The following is a 1,094-nucleotide window of genomic DNA, read 5'->3' as shown; positions in this document are numbered from 1 at the left end:
CGCGGACACCACGGCGGCGGTGGCCGGCGCCCTGGCGGGCGCGACCCGGGGCGCCGCGGCGATCCCGCCGGCCTGGTCGTCCGCCATCACCCCGGCCCGCGGCACCTGCCTCCCGACCATGGCGGGCCACCACGTCCTGGACATCGCGGACCTGCTGACGCCGGAGGCGCTCAGATGACCCCTCTGACCGAGACCCAACCCGCCGACACGGAGAGCACCCCACCGGCCCCACCCGCAGCCGCCGACGGCGGGACGCCCCCACAGGGGCCACCCGCACCCGGCGACGAACACCGCACGGGTGGTACGGGTGGGAACATCCGGGCCGAAGGCGAGACCGAGGCCGAAAGCCCCACCCGACCACCGCAGGCACAGAGCGAGGCCGAGGCCGAAAGCCCCACCCGACTGCCGCAGGCACACCCCGAGGCCGTCGAGACCGCACCCCCCGCGAGAATCGAGGGCCTCCTCCTCGGCCTCGCCGCGGGCGACGCCGCCGGCTGGCCCGCCGCCCGCCACCGGGCGGCAAGGATGCCCGAGTGGACAAGACGCCTCACCCGCGAACTGGACACCTTCGCCGAACAGAACGCGACGACCACCCTCCCCGTCCCCATCGCCCTCAACCAGCCCTCCGAACCCCTGCGCCTGGGCCCCTCCGACGACGCCGAATGGGCGGCCTTCGCCGCGGAAGCCGTCCTCCGCGCCGGGGACGACACCGCCTTCGGCGACCTGAGCCGGGAACGCCGCACCCGCGCGGCGATCGACCTGACCTGGAACACCGTCGCCGGCGAGATCGCCGCGGCGGCGAACCGCGCCCCCGAGACGGAGTCCGCCGTACTCCCCCTGCGCGCCCGCATCTCCGTCCGCGCCGGCCTCGGCAACCTCGCCACCGGCCTGCGCCCGCCCGCCACCGGCCACGACAATCCCCACTACTTCGACGACGCCGCCTGCGTACGCGCCTGCGTGCTGGCCGTGGCCCACCCCGGCGACCCACGGGCCGCCGCCGACCTCGCGGAGTTCGACGCCCGCTACACCCAGGACGGCGACGGCGTGCACGGCGCCCGCGCCATGGCCGCCGCGGTCTCCCTGGCCCTCGCCGG

At 76.9% G+C, this 1,094-nt stretch carries 1 protein-coding gene and 1 pseudogene; both read left to right on the top strand.

All coding sequences use genetic code 11. The features are described 5' to 3' along the window. Window positions 1–178: pseudogene (locus tag B7767_RS47880) on the top strand (ADP-ribosylglycohydrolase family protein); the annotation flags it as partial. Continuing rightward, window positions 175–1,094, top strand: a 920-nt coding sequence (locus B7767_RS09520; RefSeq protein WP_256923381.1) for an ADP-ribosylglycohydrolase family protein, incomplete at its 3' end; no start/stop codon positions are given. The pseudogene B7767_RS47880 and the gene B7767_RS09520, both read left to right, overlap by 4 nt.

The organism is Streptomyces sp. 13-12-16 (assembly GCF_002114215.1).
Lineage (GTDB): Bacteria > Actinomycetota > Actinomycetes > Streptomycetales > Streptomycetaceae > Streptomyces.
Note: the sequence above shows the minus strand (reverse complement) of the source record. Positions and strands in the feature narration are given on the sequence as shown.